Source organism: Flavobacterium resistens (genome assembly GCF_900182645.1).
Lineage (GTDB): Bacteria > Bacteroidota > Bacteroidia > Flavobacteriales > Flavobacteriaceae > Flavobacterium > Flavobacterium resistens.
The window spans coordinates 166,195-185,789 of record NZ_FXTA01000002.1 but is presented as its reverse complement, the minus strand read 5'-3'; the positions used below and the strand labels follow the sequence as shown (position 1 = coordinate 185,789).

The window sequence follows — 19,595 nt, the reverse complement described above, 5'->3', positions numbered from 1 at the left end:
GGAATTGAAAATACTATTTCGTTATAATTCAATTAAATTAATCGATAAATCGATTTTTAAAAAGTTAAACATCTAAAAATCTTTACTTTCCATTGAAAGTTGTCATCGTATTTTCCAATCCGGCAGTTCCAAAAGATTTTATAATTTCAGCTGAAATTTCAAGACGTTCTGTCAATTTTGCGTTTTCTTCATCATTCCATTCTCCTAAAACATAATCAACTTGTTGTCCTTTTTTGAACTGATCGCTGATTCCGAATCTAAAACGAGTGTAGTTTTGTGTATTTAGGACAAGATTGATGTTTTTAAGTCCGTTGTGGCCTCCATCGCTGCCTTTTGGCTTAATGCGGATGGTTCCGAATGACAAATTCAAATCATCTGTTATCACAAAAATATTTTCTAGCGGAATATTTTCTTTGTCCATCCAGTATTTTACTGCTTTTCCGCTCAAGTTCATATAAGTGTTTGGCTTTAAAAGAAAAAAAGTTCTTCCTTTAAATTTATACTCTGCAAGTGCGCCTAATTTTACTGTTTCAAATGAAAGGCTTTCTTTTTTGACTAAAAAATCAAGCACTTTAAATCCGATATTATGTCTGGTGTTTACATATTCAGCTCCGATATTTCCTAAACCTACGATTAAGTATTTTTTCATAATGTCTTCTGCGTTCTCTTCTTTTGGTATTGATGAAAACAGTTTTGTTATCCATTTTATCATGATTGCAAAAGTAAGATTAATTAGAGAATGTAACAATTAGATAATTTGAAAATGTGAAAATTAGATAATTGCCTATTGGTCGTGATTTAACTGCAAAGATCGCAAGGGTTTTGCGCAAAGGTCGCGATGGATGGCACACGGATGGTGCTGATTAAACTGATGTACACCGATTTTGTTTTACCTGACCTGGTTGCAAGACAAAAAACTAAACACCTCAGCATCTTAGCGACTTAGAATCTTATGAAAAAGATACTTTCTCTCTAGCCCTTACATCACATCTTGTGAAAACGAAAACTTTCTGCTTCTAAAAAATAACCGCAAAAAAAGGCTTCAACTTCGATCTACCTAACAGCAATGAAAAAACTTAGCATCTCAGCACCTTAGTCCCGATAGCTATCGGGATAGCATCTAAAAAAAAAGCCCCAATCGTAAGATTGAGGCTTTTTTGTATAGTTTGAAAAAAATTATTTTTTCTTTCCTTTTGCAGGAGCTTTTGCAGCTTTTGCAGCCTCTTGAGCAGCTTTCATAGCAGCACGAGAGATTCTTACTTGACAAACAACTGTGTTGTCTGGGTGCATAATTTTGTACTCTGGTTTTCCAACTTTAGTAACGTATAATTTGTTACCCATTTCAAGTGGAGTAATGTCAGCTTCAACAAAATCAGGAAGATTTGATGGTAAAGCTTTAACTTTTAATTTACGTTGGTTTAAACGTAAAACACCTCCCGCAAGAACACCTTTAGATGTACCAACGATTTTCACAGGAACTTCCATTGTGATTTCTTTATCATCAAATAATTGGAAGAAGTCAATGTGTAAAATTTTGTCAGAAACTGGGTGAACTTGAATATCTTGCAAAATTGCATTGAATGATTTTCCTTTTCCAAGCTCAATCACAACTGTGTGTGCATTTGGAGTGTAAACCAAGTTTTTGAACGCTGCAGCGTCTGCCGAGAAGTGTACTGCTTGATTTCCTCCGTATAACACGCAAGGAACCGCTCCAGCATTACGTAAGGCTTTAGTTGACACTTTGCCCACGCTTTCTCTTTCTGATCCTTTAATTGTAATCGATTTCATTGTAAAAAAATATAGTTATTAAATAAATATTCTTATTTGCTATGGCTTTAGGCAATACGCTTTAAGCTTTAGGCTTTTAAAATGCGAAACAAAGCTTACGGCTTAAAGCCTACAGCCTACTGCTTCTACATAATGAATTTTCCGCTAATTGAATTGTTGTGGTGCACCATGTGCATAACTTCAGCAAAAAGAGGTGCACAACTCACTACTCTAATTTTATTTGATTCTCTTTTTAACGGAATCGAATCGGTTACGATTAATTCTGTTAGTTTCGAGTTTTCAATTTTTTCATACGCCCCGCCAGATAATATAGCGTGTGTACAGATTGCTCTTACACTTAGTGCTCCTTTTTCGATCATTAGGTCTGCCGCTTTCGCTAAAGTTCCTCCTGTATCGATCATATCGTCTACTAAGATTACGTTACGTCCTTTTACTTCACCAATTAGTTCCATAGTGTCAATAACGTTGGCTGCTTTTCTTTGTTTGTAACAGATTACTACATCTGATTCTAAAAACTTAGAGTAAGCATATGCTCTTTTTGAACCTCCCATATCTGGAGATGCAATTGTTAGATTTTCTAACTTTAAACTTTGCACGTAAGGCAAAAAAATTGTAGATGCAAATAAATGATCCACTGGTTTTTCAAAGAATCCCTGAATTTGATCTGCGTGCAAATCCATTGTCATGATTCTTGTTGCTCCTGCAGCTGTCAATAGGTTTGCTACTAACTTTGCTCCAATTGGAACTCTTGGTTTATCTTTTCTATCCTGTCTAGCCCAACCAAAATAAGGCATTACAGCTGTAATATGTCTTGCTGATGCACGTTTTGCTGCATCAATCATTAATAACAATTCCATCAAATTATCTGCCGATGGGAAAGTTGAACATACGATAAATACTCGTAAACCTCTTATTGATTCTTCGTAAGATGGCTGAAATTCTCCATCACTATACGTTGACATCGTTACTTTTCCTAACGGAATTCCGTACTGCTCTGCAATTTTTTCTGCAAGATAAACACTTTGTGAACAAGCAAAAATTTTAGCTTCTGGTTCTAGGTGCGACATTATAATTTGTTGTTTTTGCTCCGCTACGCTTAGTATAATTCGGCTTTATCATTTTCGATAAAGCAAAACATTCGTAAATGTCTCGGGTGTAGTTAGTTGTGTGTGCGTCGTTTTAACGAGGTGCAAATTTATAAAATTTATTGAACACTGAAAGCAAAAATTTAAGTATTTTTATTAGAATGTTTAATTTTATTTTTTACATTTGCACCGTGTTAAAGGAATGACGCCATTTATGACATCATTCTATTGCGTTAAAATGATCAATTTTTGATTGTTTTTTCGTCTGCTAAGCCCGGATGGCGGAATTGGTAGACGCGCTGGTCTCAAACACCTGTGGGAAACCGTGCCGGTTCGACTCCGGCTCCGGGTACGTAAAACCTCTTCTTAACGGAAGAGGTTTTTTCATTTATTCACTTCTTCAACAAAACACTTCTAACTTAATCTGCTGTATATCTGTTTTTTGCAAATAAATTTGGTTTGCTTATATTTTAATCGTAATATTGCAATATTAAATTAAATAAAAATGGGAGCTACAAAAACTGAACATTTTACAGATGCACAAAATCAAATAGCAACGATCGCAAAAGCATTAGGACATCCTGCAAGAATCGCGATAATTGAATATTTACTAAAAGTTAATGAATGCATTTGTGGCGATATTGTCAACGAACTCCCTCTTGCTCAACCTACAGTTTCCCAACATTTGAAAGAATTAAAAAATGCTGGCATTATCAAAGGAAACATTTCAGGAAACGCAATCTGTTATTGTCTTGACGAAAAAACAATCAATATTTTAAGTGGTTATATTTTAAATATCTCAGCCACTATTTCGAAATCTAAATGCTGTTAGGCATTTTTTTATCATTTATTATCGCAATATTGCATTAAAACAATAAACTATACAAAAATGAAATTATCAGAAATAAAAAAGATTTTACCAACATTAGATAATGTTGAATTTCAACTGGAAAACGGAGCTTTTGTACCTGAACATTTTCATGTAACTGAAGTTGGAAGCATCACAAAACACTTCATCGATTGTGGTGGTGTTATTAGAAATGAAAAAGTTGTCAATTTTCAGCTTTGGAATGCAAACGATTTTGAACATCGTTTAAAACCAACTAAATTATTGCACATCATTCAACTTTCAGAAGAGAAGCTAAATATTGAAGATCTTGAAATCGAAGTAGAATACCAAAGTGAAACCATTGGAAAATATGATTTGGCTTTCGACGGAAAAACTTTTATTCTTCAAAACAAATCAACGGCTTGTTTAGCACAAGATTCGTGCGGAATTCCTGCTGAAAAACAAAAAATCAATTTAATTGAACTAAATAATGAAGCTTCTTCATGCTGTACTCCAAATTCTGGATGTTGCTAATATGAAAGAAAAATTTATTAAATATAAAAAACCAATTATTATCACAACATCTGTTGTTATTCTGCAGCTTATTTTTGGCTTTGACCCAAAATTCTGCATCATAAACATCATTTGGCTGTTTGTTTAAAATTATGGAAAAGAAAATATTAATACTTTGTACGGGAAATAGCTGCAGAAGTCAAATTGCAGAAGGATATATGAGACATTTTGCAGGCAATAAAGCTGTCGTTTACAGTGCCGGAGTAGAAACTCATGGAGTCAATCCGAAGGCCATTTCGATCATGAAAGAAGATGGCATAGATATTTCAAATCACACATCCAACAATATTGATGAGTACACCAATATTGACTTTGATTATGTAATAACGGTGTGTGATAATGCTAAAGAACGATGTCCGTTTTTTCCAACAAAAGCACTTAAGTTTCACTATAATTTTCCTGATCCTGCAAAAGCATCCGGAACAGATTTAGAAATAACGGAGCAATTTAGGAATGTAAGACAATTGATAAAGGAATATTGTAAAAACTTTGTTGACGAAAATTTAGTTTAATTACTATATAAAAAACTTCTTCTTAAAAGGAAGAGGTTTTTTATTTTATATTATTTCACAACTCGCATTATGCAAAACTGGAAAATTACAGGAATTAGCTATAAAACACAATTGATTTGCCTTAAAATGTAAATCTAAAGCTAATTCAATTTGGTCAGGATTTGAGATTTTTACTTTCGGATTTAATATAACTTCGGTGAATCTCCCGCTCCCATCTGGATTTACTTCTAATGTTGCTTCGGCATTGTCTGAATATTCGAGAACTTCTATTCCGTTTTGAGAACATACATACAAGTATGACATCATGTGGCAGGAAACCAAACTGCTTAACAATAAATCTTCGGGATTATATAATGATGGATCGCCTTTGAAAGCTTTGGCTGCTGAAACTTCTAAAGTTGGTTTTCCCTCAATTTTAATTTGATGAGTTTTGCTGTAAAGCCTTTTTGATGATTCCTCAGTTTTTGAAATCCAATTTAATTGTGCCTTAAATAAATGTTTAATCGACATACTTGTTTTATTTTATGATAATAGTTCTTCCATTAAACAATTACAGCGTATTTACAGATTCTATTTTATCAATAAACCACTTCTCGTTTACTTTTTCCAAAGAATATTTATAAGTAATCCCACATATAGGAAGATAAAACTTAACTTCAGAATTAAATTTCCCCTTTTGATCAACAACATACTTACTTTTCTCAATATTTGGAAGATCTTCTTCAAAAGTTTCTTGGGTAAAAAAGAAACGGTCATAATCAAATCCATAGGGTGGTCCATCATTCTCTGGATTTTCTTTAAAATATTTTTCGCCTTCTATAAATATTTGTTTTTCATTTTTAAGAAAGTTCTCTGTCAAAAAACCACTTTTTTTTAACTCAACAATATATTTTTCAACCTCACTGAAATTTACAAAATAATTTTGTGGTTCTTCGTTTTCAGCCACACTCGATCCTCCTCCAATAGTATTAAACTTATATAATGTATTTAGATTTTTAATATACCATTTCATGAAATTTTTAACCAATTCTATCTGTTCTTTCGCATCGACACCAGAATTAATTTCTTCTTTATTTATCGAATCACTTTTAACAATAGAATTATTTTTTAATTGACTGTTATCCTTATTTTGACAGCTTTGACTAAAGAATGTTAAAATAGATATGCAAATAATTATTCTTTTCATGATTATATTTTTAAATCTTCTGTAGTATCATTCAAATATAAAGCAGAATGATCGAAATAAAAAAACCTCGAAAGCTTAATACTTTCGAGGTTTTTCAGAGAATTAGAACTAACTAAACAAATTCTAAAGATTATTTTTGAACAGAAAACTTAAATGTAGTTTTCGTTTTATAGTTTTCTCCCGGGTTTAAAACCGTTGATGGGAAGTTTTTCTGATTTGGTGAATCTGGATAATGTTCTGTTTCTAAGCAAAGTCCGGTTCTGTGTGCATATGTTTTTCCGTCGCGAGTTGGCAAAGTTCCGTCAAGGAAATTTCCAGAGTAAAACTGAATTCCAGGTTCGTCTGTTGTCATTTCCATAACTCTTCCGCTTGCTGCGTGGTATACTTTTGCAATGATTGTTTTTCCTTTTTCAGGATTGTTCAATACCCAACAATGATCGTAACCTTTTCCTCTTTCTAATTGCTCGTTTTTAGCATTAATGTCTTTTCCAATTAATTTTGGAGTTCTGAAATCAAAAGGAGTATTGGCAACATCTTCTAATTTTCCTGTTGGAATTAAAGTCGCGTCAACCGGAACTAATTTATCTGCATTTAAAGTCAATTCGTGATCTAAGATTGTTTTTGTAAAATCTCCAGATAAATTGAAATACGAATGCTGCGTCAAGTTAACAACTGTTTTCTTGTCTGTTGTTGCTTCGTATAAAACTTCCAACTGATTGTCATTCGTCAAAATATAAGTCACAAAAACTTTTAAAGTTCCTGGATAACCTTCTTCCATATCTTTACTTACATAAGATAATTTTAAAGAAGCTGTTTCACCAGATTTAACCTCATCGGCTTTCCAAACAACATTAAAATATCCTTGCGGACCGCCATGCAAAGCATTTGGCGCGTTGTTAATTGCTAGTTGATATTCTTTTCCATCTAAAGTAAATTTCCCTTTTGCAATTCGGTTTCCATATCTTCCGATTAAAGCGCCGAAGAACGGATTTTCTTTTTCGTATTGAGCCAAAGAACTGAATCCGATTACTACATTTTCAGAAACACCTTCTTTATTTGGCACTTTCAAATCTGTAATTCTTCCACCAAAAGTGATGATATCAACTTCCATCCCATTTTGGTTTTTCAGTTTATAACTTTCAACTTTTTCTCCTTTTGCAGTTGTCCCGTATTCTGATTTTTCAATTGAAACTAATTCTTTTTCATCAGTTGCAACTTTTTCTGTATCTGCTTTTTTATCGCTTTTACATTGAACTGAAACTGCAGCCAAACTCAAAAGGCTTAATCCGAAAACACAACGTTTTAATACATTCATAAATGGTTATTTTTTTGATTTGTAAAATGTTAAATGTTAGATGTAAAATGTTAGATGTGAAATTTAATCATTTTAAAAATGTAAAAATTACCTTTTTAAGTTTTTTCACATTTTACATCTTACAAATTACATTTTACTGCCTTACAGGCCGTGTTGAAACAAATGATAATAAGCTTCGTTAGCGTTGATTTTATCTTTGAAATCTCTTACTGTAGTTTTCTCATCGATTACCAATAACTCAATTCCAGCGATATCAGCAAAATCTTCCATGTATTCTGTTGTCAATGATTGGCTGTAAACCGTGTGATGCGCTCCTCCGGCAAGAATCCAAGCTGTTGCTGCAATATCAAGATTTGGTTTACAATCCCAAAGAACTCTTGCAACTGGAAGTTTTGGTAATTCTGCCATTGGTTTAACGGCTTCAACTTCGTTTACAATTAAACGGAAACGCGTTCCCATATCAACTAAAGAAACATTGATTGCATCTCCAGCAGGCGAATTAAATACCAAACGAGCTGGATCTTCTTTTCCGCCAATTCCTAAAGGATGCACTTCACAAGAAGGTTTTCCATCAGCAATTGATGGACAAATTTCTAACATGTGAGAACCTAAAACATAAGATTTTTGCGGTGTGAAATGATACGTGTAATCTTCCATGAAAGAAGTTCCGCCTTCCAAACCAATATTCATCACTTTTAATGCTCTTACCATTGCAGCAGTTTTCCAATCTCCTTCTCCACCAAAACCATAACCATCAGCCATTAATCTTTGTGTTGCGATTCCTGGTAATTGTTTCCAAACTCCAAGGTTTTCAAATGTATCTGTAAAAGCGCCGAAACCTCCTTCTTCAAGGAAAGCTCTTAAACCTAATTCGATTTTTGCAGCTTCCGCTAAAGAACTTCTTTGCGCGCCACCTTCTTTTAAAGAATCAGTTAATGTATAAGAAGCTTCGTAAACCGCTAATAAATCAGCTAATTGTTTGTCAGTTACTTTTTCGATATGTTTGGTAACATCCGAAGAATCGAATCCGTTTACTGAAACGCCAAAACGAATTTGAGCTTCTACTTTATCGCCTTCTGTAACGGCAACTTCACGCATATTGTCTCCAATACGAGCTACTTTTAAGTTTTGAAGTTCATCCCATCCTAAAACGACTCTTGACCAAATTCCTAATTTTTTCTGAACTCTTTCGTCTTCCCAATGTCCTACAACAACTTTACGTTTTTTGCGCATTCTTGACATGATAAAACCAAATTCACGATCTCCGTGAGCGGATTGATTCAAGTTCATGAAATCCATGTCGATAGATCCCCACGGAATTTCAGCATTGTATTGTGTATGTAAATGACATAATGGTTTTTTCAAAATACTCAAACCACCAATCCACATTTTTGCCGGAGAAAAAGTATGCATCCAGGCAATAATTCCAATACAGTTTTTCTCTGAATTCGCAGCCAAACAAACATCTAAAATCTGCGAAGGCGATTTTACCACATCTTTGTAAACCACTTTTACTGGAATTGAAGATGAAGCGTCTAATCCTTTTGCAATAATCTGCGAATGTTCTGCTACTTTTCTAAGGGTTTCTTCACCGTATAATTCCTGGCTTCCTACTACAAACCATACTTCTTTTTGAGATATATCAATCATGTCTTTTGTTTATTTTGTTTCAAGTTTCAGGTTTCAAGTTGTTAGAATCTGAAAACTCGATTTGTTATTTTATTGTTTTTGTTTTGTTTGTTCCAGATTCCAAGTTCAACGTTCCAACAACTTGAAACTTGAAACAAAGAAAACCTGAAACAAAATCATTATTGTCCGTAATACGAATCTTTTCCGTGTTTGCGGTTGTAATGTTTCTTTATTAATGAATCTTTTAATCTTGGTGCATTTGGGTTGATTTGCAAAGTCAGGTACGCCATTTCTGCTACTACTTCTAAAACTTTACTGTTGTAAACCGCTTTTGCTGCGTTTTTTCCCCAAGCAAACGGACCGTGATTTCCTATCAAAATCATTTCTACTTCTTCGTACGAAAGATTTTTTTCTTTGAAACAATCCAAAATCTGAATTCCTGTATTGTGTTCGTAGTTTCCTTCAATAAGAGAGTCAGCCATTGGCGGAGCGCATGGAATATCTGCCGTTAAATGATCTGCGTGTGTAGTTCCGAAAATTGGAATATCTCTTTGCGATTGCGCCCAAGCAACAGAATAGGTTGCGTGTGTATGCGCAACGCCTCCAATATTTGGCCAGTTTTTGTATAAATAAGCATGCGTTTTTGTGTCAGATGACGGACGCATCGTTCCTTCAATTACGTTATTATCAAAATCGACAATAACAATATCTTCAGGTTTTAAATCTTCGTACGGAACGCCGCTTGGTTTAATGGCAAAAACACCATTTTTTCTGTCCACGGCACTTACGTTTCCAAAAGTGTAGACAACCAAATTCAATGCATTTAACTGCATATTGGCTTCGTAACATTCTTGTTTTAAATCTTTATACTGAGAACTCATTTTGAGATATTTTAATGGTTGGATCTGCAAAAACACTTAATTGTTCGTAAGCAATAAGCAGTTTGTTATACGCTGCAACTTTATCTAATTGAGGGAAATATTCTCCGTCAAAATCACTTCCGATTTTTTGGCTTGCTTCGATTACATTTGGATAAATTCCAGCTGCAACAGCTGCATAAATTGCCGCTCCTAAAGCTGGTGTCTGATCTGAAGCTGCAATTTTAATTGGCTTGTTTAAAACATTCGCCAAAGTTTGCATGATAAAAGGAGATTTTCTCGCCACGCCACCAATTCCGATAACGCTGTCGATTTTTACTCCTTCTTCTTCAAAACGATCTACAATTTTCTTCGCTCCAAAACAAATTGCGTTTACTAAAGCTTTGAAAATATGAGGTGCTTTTGTTCCTAATGAAAGATTCGAAATTGCACTTTTTACTTCCTGATTCGCATCTGGAGTTCGTCGCCCGTTGATCCAGTCTAAAGCAATTGGAAGACTTTCTGAAACTGGAATTTTCTCTGCTTCTTTCGTTAATTCAACAATTAATTTATCACTGAATTCTTCTCTTAATTGTTCTTTTTGAGTGTCATTTAAAAGAGATGATGAACCTAATAAATGTTCTGTTGGCCACATCAATAATTCTTTGTACCAAGCCAATAAATCGCCAAAAGCAGATTGTCCTGCTTCTAAACCAATAAATCCTGGAATTACAGAACCATCAACTTGTCCGCAGATACCGCGCACAGTTTTTGTTCCCACTTCATCATAAGAACCAACCAGAATATCACAAGTCGAAGTTCCCATAACACGAACCAAAGTGTTTTCTTCAATTTTAGCTCCAACTGCTCCAGAGTGTGCGTCGAAAGTTCCAACAGCAATAATAGTTTCTGTCGAAAGCCCTAAACGATCTGCCCATTCTTTGCTTAAATTTCCGGCAACTAAATCTGATGTATAGGTTTCATCATATAAATTACCACGAAGCTGTGCTAAATATGGATGTAATTTTTCTAAGAATTCAACTGGCGGTAATCCGTTCCAGTCTGTGTGCCACATTGCTTTGTGTCCTGCTGCGCAACGGCTTCTTTTGAAAGTTTTTAAGTCTTTGTCTTCAATCAACAAATACGTCATTAAATCGCAGTGTTCCATCCAAGTATGTGCTGCATTTTTAACCTCTTCATCTTGTCTTGCAATGTGAAGGATTTTTGCCCAAAACCATTCTGAAGAATAAATTCCTCCAACGTATTTTGTTACGTCTTCTCCGCCCCAACTTACAGCTAGTTCGTTGATTTCGTTTGCTTCATTAATTGAAGTATGATCTTTCCATAAAACCATCATCGCATTTGGATTTTCTTCAAACCCTTTTGTCAATGCTAGTGGTGTTCCGTCTTTTGTAACTGGAACTGGAGAAGATCCCGTTGTGTCAATACAAATTCCTTTTACTAATGAAGGATCAACTTTACTTTCTTTTATAACATTTTGAATCGTGATTTCCAATCCTTCAATATGATCCAAAGGATGCTGACGAAACTGATTTATAGATGCGTCACAATATTGTTTGTTTTTCCATCTTTTGTAATGAGAAACATTCGATGCTAATTCCTGCCCATTTTCAGTATCGATAAGCACCGCTCGAACAGAATCTGTTCCGTAGTCCAATCCTATAACGTAATTTTTCATTCGAAATTCATTTTTAATAATGACAAATATAATTATAATTCATTTATAAGTGTACAATAAACACTTAATAAAAATTGAGCTTTGAATTTTTACAAATAATGCATCAAAACAAGCAATTATGACAAAAACAGAAAATAAATGTTGGTTTAACATTTATTCTATTGCGATTATTTCATCTTAATTTTTAAAACGGTTACCGAATATGCTGGAAAATCATACTGAACTTTGTTTCCGCTTACTTTAAATTCGCTTTCTTTCGGACTGATTTTCGTTGGTGCGTCAAAAGAGTTTTCATCATTTATTCCGTCTCCTTTTAAAATTACAGCAATCCCTTTTGACTCTAATTTTGCTCCTTTTAAGTCAATTGAAACATTCTGAGAAGCAGCATTTGCGTTCACAATTTTCAAAATCACTTCTTTCGAATTCACATCTTTTACTGCCGATGCAAACAAATCATTTTGACCTGTAACCGCTTTTCCATCTTTTGTAATGTTGATTAAATCGGTTCCTTTATTATTAGAGAATAATTTCTGAACATAATAATTTGGCGTTCCGTATGACTGTAAATTGTTGAACCAAATCATGTCTGGTGTCCACTGCCAACCCTCAACGTGAGCTAATAAAGGTGCATAAGAAGTCAATTGAACTACCTCAGCATTACGCTCCATTCCGGTCATGAAAGCCGCTTCAGAGAAAGCACATTCCCAGTTATTTTTGTTTTCCGGACTTGCAATTGCAACACTTTGCGCTGCATATTCTCCAGCGAAAATCTTTGGTCCTTTACGATCGTAATTGTCGTAACGCGTTACATTTTTACGGAACCAAGCTGGATCCTTATAATAATGTTCGTCAACAATTTCAGCATTCAGTTTTTTAAGTTCTTTCATGCCATAGTCGTAAAAATCGCCGTCAGGGAAAGGTCCTGTTCCAGATACGATTGTGATGTTTGGATATTTTGCTTTGATGGCTTTTTGAAACACTTTGAAACGCTCAATATAATCGGGTCCCCATTGCTCATTTCCAACTCCAATAAATTTTAAATTGAATGGTTTTGGATGTCCCATATCAGCTCTTACTTTTCCCCAAGCTGTCGTAGCATCTCCATTTGCAAATTCGATCAAATCTAAAGCATCCTGAACATAAGGATCGATTTGATCCATTGGAACTAATTGTCCTGTGTTAAATTGGCAAGCCATTCCGCAGCTTAAAATTGGAAGCGGTGAAGCGCCAATATCTTCTGAAAGTTGGAAATATTCAAAGAATCCTAAACCAAAACTCTGGAAATAATCTGGTGCCGGACGGTGTGAAAATTCCATATTCCAACGGTTAACTGCTGTTTCTCTGTCTTCAACATTTCCTACTGATTTTTTCCATTGGTAACGTTCTGCCAAAGTTCTTCCTTCAACAATACATCCGCCAGGAAAACGCAAAAATCCTGGTTTCAAATCGTATAATAATTGTACTAAATCTTTACGAAGTCCGTTTTTTCTTCCGACCCAAGTATCTTCTGGAAATAATGAAATATTGTCTAAATCAATTACACCATTTCCTTCAAAAGTGATTTTTAGTTTTGCTTTGGCTTCTGTTGCTGAAGAGGTTAATTGAGCCGAATAATTTGACCAATCATTTGATGTTGGTACAACCGAAGTTTCGCCTAAAACTTTATTGTTTTTATCAATAAACTGGAATTTGATTTTAGAAATATTTCCTGAAATTTTTGAAGCTTTTAAAGTCAGATTGTACTTTAAATCCTTCTTAATTCCCATTCCCCTGAAACCTTCGTTTATCAATTCATAACCTGAAGCATCGTTAATTGTAACTCGGCAATAATTATGGTTTGTTCCTTTTTGAGAATACTGAATTACATTTGCAATTCCTGATTTTTCGTTCAATTTATGTCGGTCGCTGTTTGGTTCTTGCCAGCCCATCATTGGAAACAAAAATTCAAACGATCTGTTTTTAATCATTTCAGCATATAATCCTCCATCAGCAGCAAAATTGATGTCTTCAAAAAACACTCCATACATTGTTGGCTGAATTTTTGTTACTGTTTTTGCAACATCAACTTGAAGATTATTTTTTTGTGCCGATGCATAAACACCGCTCAGCATTAAACCACAAAGGGTCATTTTTGTAATTAAATTGGACTTCATTTTTTTATATTTAAATGTGTTTTATGGTACGCAGATTACACTGATTCACTATCGTGAAGGCGCGGATAAAAACGGATTTTACTTTTTTTGTTCCTCACAGATTAGACAGATTTATTTTTAATCTTTTTAATCCTTTAATCTGTGGCTATATTTGTCTTGCTTCTTGCTTCTTTTATCTATTTTCTCAATTCTTATAATCTAACCAAACCTTCATTTTTCCTACGCCACGATTTGACCAAGAATAATATGGAATTGCTTTGAATTTTGAATTCTCAATTACATTAACGCCATTCAATAAATTCGCTTCTTTTTTTACTTTGAAGGTATCTCCAGAAGCCACATTTATTTGATCAAAATTGTTTTTGTTGTCAATTTCTTCAACTGCATAAACGATCGGGCCGTACTCTAAAGAAACTTTGCTTTTGTTGGTTTCTACTTTTGAATTGGTTTCAACTTCCTGAACTTCCATTGGAAAATTAAGCGCAATTTTGTCTCCTTTTTTCCAAGTTCTTGTTACATTGTAATAACCATTTTCTGGCTGTATTGCTACAGTTTCTCCATTTACAGTAATAGTAGTTTTTTGAGTTGAAGCTTTTTTATAAGTGTATAAATCCCCCGGCAGAACCTCATTTCTAGCCCAGCCCGGAACGCGAAGTTTAATCGTAAATTGGCTTTCTTTTTTTGGATTAACAGCAATTGCTACTTTTCCATTCCAAGGATAACCTGTTTGCTGTGAAATCTGTAAATCGGTTTTTCCTAATTTGAAAGAAGCGCTGTTTGAGGCATATAAATTTACAAATAATTCATTATTTGTTTTGGAATAAATCAATCCCGGAATTGAGGGAATAAAACGAATCAAATTCGTAGGACAGCAAGAACAGTCAAACCAAGCCTGACGCGTGCAAGAACCTCTGTTAGATTTATAAACGCCATCAGCTTCAAGCGCATTTGGGTAGAAAAACTCTTTTCCGGTCAATGAAATTCCCGAAATTAATCCGTTGTACATCGTTCTTTCGATGACATCAAAATATTCTGATTTTCCATATAAATTATGCAATCTATGATTCCAATATACATCGCCAATTGCGGCGCAGGTTTCGTTGTAAGCGGTTAGATTTGGCAATTCATAATTGGCTCCAAAAGCTTCGCCATCATGTCTTGAACCAATTCCGCCCGTGATGTACATTTTTTTGTTCACAATATTATTCCATAAATTATTTACAGCATTTTCATATGATTTGTCTTTTGTCATGGCGGCAATATCGGTCATTCCAGCATACATATAAACTGCTCTTACGGCATGACCAACCACTTCATTTTGCTGAATTACTGGCATATGATCCTGAGCATATTCGCCATATAATTTATGATTATTTGGATTTCCGCGATTGTCTAAAAAGTATTTGGCCAGTTTCAAATAATCTTCCTTTCCGGTAATTTGATATAATTTGATCAATCCCGTTTCTATAATTTGATGTCCCGGAACTCCTTTTACCTGACCCGGACCGTCACCAAAAGTTTTTACAAACAAATCGGCATTTTTGATCGCGATGTCCAGAAAATTTGTTTTTCCTGTTGCTTCATAATGGACTACAGCCGCTTCAATTAAATGTCCGGCATTATAACATTCGTGGCTAATTTGCAAAGATTCCCAACGTTTTCCTTCAATAACCGGAACCCAAGGCGCTGGCGGTTTTGCAGGATTAATTGTTCTCCAAGTTGTCAAATAACCATCGGCTTCCTGACCAATTTTTACAATGGCAATCAGCGAATCTAAAACTCTTTCTAATTTCGGATTTGGAGCAGAAATTAAAGTATTCGAAGCCCCTTCAATAATTTTGTAAACATCAGTATCATCAAAAGGCATTTCGCCTCTAACTGTCCCTGTTTTTTGTTTTCCTGCAATTAAGAAATTCTCAAAACGACCTTCTTCATTACATTTTTGAATGGCGTAAGCAATTGTAACTTCCTGAACTCTTTTGATAATTGGCAACCAAAAAGAATCATTCAGTTTTACATTTTGAATATTAACGGGTTCGATTTGATAACCCGCTTTTAAAACCGACGTTTTATCACTTGCCTGCACCGCATTGTTTTTAGTTTCTTTACAGGAAACAAAAACTAGAAGCGAGAGAAAAATTGTAATGATTGGAAAGGTGAATTTTTTCATTTTATTTGTTTATTCTATTTTAAAACGGGCCATAAATTGGCATCCCATTGTATTTCTTTAACGACTAATCTTGGTGTTCCGTTCGATTTTTTTTCATAAGCGTGATAGAAAATATAATCTTTGCCATCAAACGTATAAGCGCTGTTATGGCCTACGCCAAAGTAATTTTCATCGCCCTGAACTACGATGCTTCCACCACCTTCGGTTAATAATTTTCCGTCTTTATCAACATAAGGTCCTGTAACATTTTTTGATCTTCCAACGACAACTTTATACGTGCTTTTTTCTCCGCGACAGCATAAATCCCAAGAAAGAAATTGATAATAATAACCATTTTTCTTAAAGATAAAAGGAGCTTCAAGTGCCCCGTCTCCGGGATCAGAATCGGCTAATTCGAAAGTTCTTTTTCTTTTTGAAATCGTATGCCATTCTTGTGGTTGTGCAATCGATTTTAAATCTGGATTTAATTTTACCATTTTTAATCCTTCCCAAAAAGAACCAAATGAAAGCCAAGGTGTATTGTTTTCATCGAAGATTAAATTCGGGTCAATGGCATTCCACATATCACGATTTGGTTGTGACTGAATCACAATTCCCTGATCAACCCATTTGTAGTTTTTATCTTTTGGATCTAAAGTAGTATTTGTCGCAACGCCAATCGCCGAAGTATTTTTGGCGAAAGCCGAAACCGAATAATACAAATAATAAATGTTGTTATGATATGAAATATCCGGCGCCCAAATATGATTTTTAAAATCGGCCGCAACGCCATCTGCCCAAACGGGTTTTTCTGCGAAAACCTGAGGCTGTTTGTCCCATTTTTTTAAATCTTTTGAACTGAAAACACTGATTCCATTTCCGGTGCAATACAAATAATAAGTATCTTTTTGTTTGATGACAACTGGATCGTGAACTACGATTTCCTGTGCTGTCACAACTGATGCGGTTAACATCAAGAAAGCTGAAATTGTTTGTTTTATATTTTTGTAAACCATATAAGTTATGTAAGTAAATTTAAATTTGGTTACTGAAAACTGCGACTGTCTTCGACTTCGCTCAGACTGACAATCTATTGTATTCCTTCAGAAGTCATTACAACTCTTTTCATTGTTCCGTCTTTGTTATAAAATAATTTATCAACGCAAACCGATCTTCTGAAACTTCCTCCGTGCGGAATTGACGCTCCATTGTGATAAATAAAATACGACTGCCCTTTAAAATCAATTATTGATTGATGATTTGTATTGCTGTTTCCGGCCAATTCATTTAAAATTCCTTTGAATTCCCACGGGCCGTTGATTGATTTGCTCATGGCGTAGGCGATTTTCTCTGGAAATTCGTAAGCGTATGACAAATAATACCAATCTTTATGTTTGTGAATCCATGGTGCTTCTGTGTAATGTGGCAAATCGATATGATGAATTTCTCCATCTATTTCGGTCATATTTTCTTTTAATTTTGCGTAATGACACGCTGTATTTCCCCAAAACAAATACGCTTGTCCATCAGTATCGATATAAACCGTCGGATCGATGTCGTCCCAGCTTATATCGGTATATTTGGTCATGTCATTTGTAATTAAAGCTTTTCCTAAAGCATCTTTAAAAGGACCGATTGGACTATCTGAAACCGCAACTCCAATTGCTTTTCCAGGAATTGTTCCGTGTTCAACAGTTACAAACCAATAAAATTTTCCGTTTCTTTCAATTACTTGCGAAGCCCACGCATCACTTTTTGCCCATTTAAAATCGGTTACTTTTAACGGGACTGGATGCGATTCCCATTTTTTCATATCTGATGAAGAATAAACAACCCATTCGTTCATCTTATAAAAATTAAAATCATTTGGCGCTTCATCGTGGCCAGCGTATAAATACACTTTGTCTTTATAAACCAATGCTGCAGGATCACCTGTGTATTGATCCTTGATAATTGGATTATTAAATTTTACCGATTGCGCAGTTCCCTCAATCGATAAGAGCAAAATGAAAAGGCTTGCAAATAAATTCTTCATTATCGTTATATTTTTTTGCCACAGATTACAGGATTAAATTGATTTTTTTTTCAATCCTTTAAATCTGTGTAATCTGTGGCTCAATTTTTCTCACGCAGATTAGGCAGATTGAACAGATTTTTAATTTTTGGAATTTAAAAATTGGAATTTTCTAATTAATCTTTTTACCCCAAACAGGCAATCCTGCTCCTGTATATCCAGAATAACTCAAGGTTACTTTTCTGGTTGCTAATTCCCAATCCCAAGCATCAGAGACATTACATTTTACTCCGTTTACCGTTAAGATTTTTTTAGTACTGTCGTATGACCAAGTTCCTGTAGCATCTCCGCTTACTTTTTTGTCTGCAGTTAAATAAATTGTTCCTGCTTTCTGCATGGTTTTGTATTGGTAATTCATTGTGATTTGTTCCCAAGTTCCAATGAAATTTGCCTCTGTAATTGTCGTTGCTGGAACTCCTGCATAACGTTCAGCTTCGACAACCGGCCAGCCATCTTCTGTCCATTGAATGGCGCGAACGTGTCCCATCATTACCGCATTTGAAACTGCAATTCCCGGAACACCTTCAGGCAAACGCGCCTGAGAAGCATAATACCATTGTTTTGTATCTGGATTCTGAAAAACCGCACAATGCGAGAATCCGACCCAACCTGTATGATTTTTAAATTGGTACGGATGCGTTACCATTGGATAACACTCGGCTCCAGTTGTAATACTGCTTCCGCTGATAGTTAAATACGGGCCTAAAATGTTTTTTGAACGAGCTACGCGTGTATTATACGCCACAGATAATTCGTCATAAGCCAAAAACAGATAATAATATTGTGTGTCTGGATTATAGATAATTTCCGGCCCTTCAAGTGCTTGCCAGCGATTTGTGCTCACGTTTCCGCGTCCTGCAATTCGGACTCCGTAATCGTCAATTGTTTTTAATTTAGCTGGTTTTCCAGTTGCTGGATCCAGTTTTAAAGCTGCGATTCCTGAATGCCAGGAACCATAAATCAAATACTGATCTCCTTCTGGAGTCTGAATAAAACTCGGATCGATGGCATTGAATTTAAAATAGGCATCCCAATCGTTTCCTCCGTTTCGAACGTAACTTTTTACGCCATCTGGTTCAGAACAAACCACCATTCCTTTATCAACCCAATTGTTTGAAGCCAAATCATCAGTTTCAGCTAAACCAATAAAAGCACGTTCTGACCAAGATGTATTGGTATCTGTTCCTGTAATTGGATTGGTTACGACAATGCTGTAATACATTCTGAATTTGTTTCCGACTTTTCGAACACAAGGCGCCCAATATCCATAACTCGGATTTGTGATTGGAGGAAGTGCCGGATTCATTCTGGCTCTTTTATTGTTTAAAGAATCTTTTACCCAAGCCGGAGCCTGTGTCATCGAAGATCCCATGAATTCCCAATTAATTAAATCTTTTGATCTTCTGTAGAAAAAATGTCCGTTGCCTTCGTGAGCATTTCCATAAGAAGCATCAGTTTGATACATATAATAATATTCTCCAGATTTCTCTACCGATGGATCATGCACGTTGGCCAAATTCCATTGCGATCTGCTTCCCCAACTTGAAATTGAAGTATAATTATCTGCATAAGTTGGTCCGGGAAAAGCCGGCGTAACCACAGGCGGATCAACCACCACCGGCGGATCTGGAGTTACAGGTGTATCTGGACTGTCGCTTGAACAGCCAAACACCAATAACGCACCTAAAAACAATCCGATATACGGCGCTATTTTTAGAATGGAATTTGATTTTTTCATGTTTTTAT

Annotated in this window: 17 protein-coding genes and 1 tRNA gene; 4 read left to right on the top strand and 14 right to left on the bottom strand. The window is 35.1% G+C overall.

Annotation, left to right across the window (positions count from 1 at the left end):
- Positions 1 to 82: 82 nt before the first annotated feature.
- The 3 genes from pth to FN795_RS06915 all read right to left on the bottom strand — a co-directional run bounded on the left by pth (position 83) and on the right by FN795_RS06915 (position 2,855).
- On the bottom strand, positions 83 to 712 hold the full coding sequence (pth, locus tag FN795_RS06925) for an aminoacyl-tRNA hydrolase (RefSeq protein ID WP_142449974.1): 630 nt from the start codon (positions 710 to 712) through the stop codon (positions 83 to 85).
- A 464-nt stretch (positions 713 to 1,176) separates the two neighbouring features.
- Complete coding sequence (locus FN795_RS06920) at positions 1,177 to 1,788, bottom strand: 50S ribosomal protein L25/general stress protein Ctc (protein WP_142449973.1); 612 nt, start codon at positions 1,786 to 1,788, stop codon at positions 1,177 to 1,179.
- A 125-nt stretch (positions 1,789 to 1,913) separates the two neighbouring features.
- Complete coding sequence (locus FN795_RS06915) at positions 1,914 to 2,855, bottom strand: ribose-phosphate pyrophosphokinase (protein ID WP_142449972.1); 942 nt, start codon at positions 2,853 to 2,855, stop codon at positions 1,914 to 1,916.
- A gap of 290 nt (positions 2,856 to 3,145) precedes the next feature.
- On the opposite strand from FN795_RS06915, the gene FN795_RS06910 reads away from it, so the two are divergent.
- From FN795_RS06910 to FN795_RS06895, 4 genes are all read left to right on the top strand, one after another.
- Positions 3,146 to 3,225 (top strand) — tRNA-Leu (locus FN795_RS06910).
- Between the two features lie 153 nt (positions 3,226 to 3,378).
- The gene (locus tag FN795_RS06905; RefSeq protein WP_142449971.1) at positions 3,379 to 3,705 is read left to right on the top strand and encodes an ArsR/SmtB family transcription factor; all 327 of its coding nucleotides are present in this window, start codon (positions 3,379 to 3,381) and stop codon (positions 3,703 to 3,705) included.
- A 57-nt stretch (positions 3,706 to 3,762) separates the two neighbouring features.
- A complete protein-coding gene (locus FN795_RS06900) occupies positions 3,763 to 4,236 on the top strand; it encodes a DUF6428 family protein (protein WP_142449970.1) in 474 nt (157 codons plus the stop codon).
- Between the two features lie 131 nt (positions 4,237 to 4,367).
- Positions 4,368 to 4,787, top strand: a complete 420-nt coding sequence (locus FN795_RS06895) for an arsenate reductase ArsC (protein WP_142449969.1) — start codon at positions 4,368 to 4,370, stop codon at positions 4,785 to 4,787.
- Positions 4,788 to 4,832: 45 nt separating this feature from the next.
- On the opposite strand, the gene FN795_RS06890 is transcribed toward FN795_RS06895, so the two are convergent.
- From FN795_RS06890 to FN795_RS06840, 11 genes are all read right to left on the bottom strand, one after another.
- Positions 4,833 to 5,297 carry an OsmC family protein gene (locus FN795_RS06890; protein ID WP_142449968.1) on the bottom strand — a complete coding sequence of 155 codons (465 nt, stop codon included), beginning with the start codon at positions 5,295 to 5,297 and terminating at the stop codon, positions 4,833 to 4,835.
- Positions 5,298 to 5,337: 40 nt separating this feature from the next.
- On the bottom strand, positions 5,338 to 5,973 hold the full coding sequence (locus tag FN795_RS06885; protein WP_142449967.1) for a hypothetical protein: 636 nt from the start codon (positions 5,971 to 5,973) through the stop codon (positions 5,338 to 5,340).
- Between the two features lie 130 nt (positions 5,974 to 6,103).
- Positions 6,104 to 7,288: an aldose epimerase family protein gene (locus FN795_RS06880; RefSeq protein ID WP_142449966.1), complete on the bottom strand. Its 1,185-nt coding sequence runs from the start codon at positions 7,286 to 7,288 to the stop codon at positions 6,104 to 6,106.
- A gap of 141 nt (positions 7,289 to 7,429) precedes the next feature.
- Entirely contained in the window at positions 7,430 to 8,938 is a 1,509-nt protein-coding gene (gene araA, locus FN795_RS06875) for an L-arabinose isomerase (protein WP_142449965.1), read from the bottom strand.
- 158 nt (positions 8,939 to 9,096) lie between these two features.
- Positions 9,097 to 9,798: an L-ribulose-5-phosphate 4-epimerase gene (locus FN795_RS06870; RefSeq protein ID WP_142449964.1), complete on the bottom strand. Its 702-nt coding sequence runs from the start codon at positions 9,796 to 9,798 to the stop codon at positions 9,097 to 9,099.
- The gene (locus FN795_RS06865) at positions 9,782 to 11,473 is read right to left on the bottom strand and encodes a ribulokinase (RefSeq protein ID WP_142449963.1); all 1,692 of its coding nucleotides are present in this window, start codon (positions 11,471 to 11,473) and stop codon (positions 9,782 to 9,784) included. Before FN795_RS06865 ends, FN795_RS06870 begins: the two co-directional genes overlap by 17 nt.
- 167 nt (positions 11,474 to 11,640) lie before the next feature.
- Complete coding sequence (locus FN795_RS06860) at positions 11,641 to 13,626, bottom strand: alpha-L-arabinofuranosidase C-terminal domain-containing protein (RefSeq protein WP_142449962.1); 1,986 nt, start codon at positions 13,624 to 13,626, stop codon at positions 11,641 to 11,643.
- Positions 13,627 to 13,810: 184 nt separating this feature from the next.
- The gene (locus FN795_RS06855) at positions 13,811 to 15,796 is read right to left on the bottom strand and encodes a glycoside hydrolase family 127 protein (RefSeq protein WP_142449961.1); all 1,986 of its coding nucleotides are present in this window, start codon (positions 15,794 to 15,796) and stop codon (positions 13,811 to 13,813) included.
- A 14-nt stretch (positions 15,797 to 15,810) separates the two neighbouring features.
- Entirely contained in the window at positions 15,811 to 16,791 is a 981-nt protein-coding gene (locus tag FN795_RS06850) for an arabinan endo-1,5-alpha-L-arabinosidase (protein WP_244289949.1), read from the bottom strand.
- 74 nt (positions 16,792 to 16,865) lie between these two features.
- Positions 16,866 to 17,810, bottom strand: a complete 945-nt coding sequence (locus FN795_RS06845) for a glycoside hydrolase family 43 protein (RefSeq protein WP_142449960.1) — start codon at positions 17,808 to 17,810, stop codon at positions 16,866 to 16,868.
- 151 nt (positions 17,811 to 17,961) lie between these two features.
- Positions 17,962 to 19,587: an arabinan endo-1,5-alpha-L-arabinosidase gene (locus FN795_RS06840; protein ID WP_142449959.1), complete on the bottom strand. Its 1,626-nt coding sequence runs from the start codon at positions 19,585 to 19,587 to the stop codon at positions 17,962 to 17,964.
- Between the last annotated feature and the right edge of the window lie 8 nt (positions 19,588 to 19,595).